Genomic DNA, 1220 nt, shown 5'->3' on the forward strand with positions numbered 1-1220 from the left:
CGTCACTCTGACGTATAACACCCCTTCAAAAAAACAAAATACCCTTTATTATCAATTAGATAAGTTAAAATTCATGATGTGAATCTGGCTCAAATAGTGAGAACCAGTTAAAATTAATTAGAGTGTTATACGTCAATGCGACGTAATGTATTGCGTCAGAGTGACGTTCATTAATAGTTATGCCTCCAAAGGTATCGTGAAATTGAGATTATTAATTGGTCTAATTTTATCTATGGTTATAAGTGAAGTGAGTGCTGGCGAAGAATATAAAAATCCAGTAGATGGTAAAACTTATGTAACGGAAGAATGGAAAACATATCACCCAAAGAATCCTCACAAAAAAACCGAAAAGAGGGTAATGAATTCAGGTATTAGGTTGCTCACCACTGAAGACGAAATCGATAGGAATTTAACCGTAGATCAGTTAGCAGGATACATCAAGGCTATCGAGGAACAAGCGAACATTACGATAAAAGGCATCGAGTCTAGCGGCATTGTGCTACTTCAGGCTTCCCTTAATCCCGGTGCTGTAGCAGAGTACCAAATGTCTTTTCAAGGAGACTTGTCGCAGGAATACCTACAGAAGTTCTATGATGCTTTACAAAAATTGAATTTTCCAAAGGTTAGGGTGAGTAATGTATCCTTTCAGGTTGAATTCATCGTCAAACAAGGCATAACAAAGCAATGAACACCGACAGCTACTGCGGGTTATTGCGGCGTTATACCTCAGGTATAGAATGAAGAAATATTGCTATAGCTCATTACTTCTTGCTCACGAAGATGCAAAAAGCAGCATTCACCCTGATGATTTGCAAAAGATAGAGCATGCATTTCCAAGTGGGTGGCAATTGAAATGTTTTGAGCATTGCGGTTTTGATGGTGCCTACAATATTCTGGCCACAAATGAAATATGTTTCAGAGTAAAAGATGCAGTGATTGAAGAAGTAGAGGCACCAAATTTCTTTTACGGTGATGAAGTGTTCGTGGTACGAAAAAACATGAATGGTAAGGTTTTGCGAGTGTTTTGGCACTACATGAAACATGAGCCATATTATGTGATTGAGTGTGGTGGTGTAGAGTCTGGCTATCGGTACTTCAATAAGGATTTAGAGCGTGCAAAGGTATAATCGGGTAAGAGCTGGTATCTACCCAGCTCTCCCCACACCACCCTGCATGCGGGTCCGCACAGGGCGGTTCATTTAATTTATCCGTTAGGATAA

General features: G+C 39.5%; 2 protein-coding genes. Both read left to right on the plus strand.

The window, feature by feature from the left end; translation table 11 throughout:
• The first annotated feature begins 202 nt into the window (after positions 1–202).
• Positions 203–688 (plus strand): hypothetical protein, encoded by a 486-nt coding sequence (locus F607_RS0127290; RefSeq protein WP_157365638.1) that lies wholly within the window; start codon positions 203–205, stop codon positions 686–688.
• A gap of 49 nt (positions 689–737) precedes the next feature.
• Positions 738–1127 (plus strand): hypothetical protein, encoded by a 390-nt coding sequence (locus tag F607_RS0127295; RefSeq protein WP_027710501.1) that lies wholly within the window; start codon positions 738–740, stop codon positions 1125–1127.
• Positions 1128–1220: the final 93 nt, after the last annotated feature.

This window comes from Zooshikella ganghwensis DSM 15267 (genome assembly GCF_000428585.1).
GTDB classification, from domain to species: Bacteria; Pseudomonadota; Gammaproteobacteria; order Pseudomonadales; family Zooshikellaceae; genus Zooshikella; species Zooshikella ganghwensis.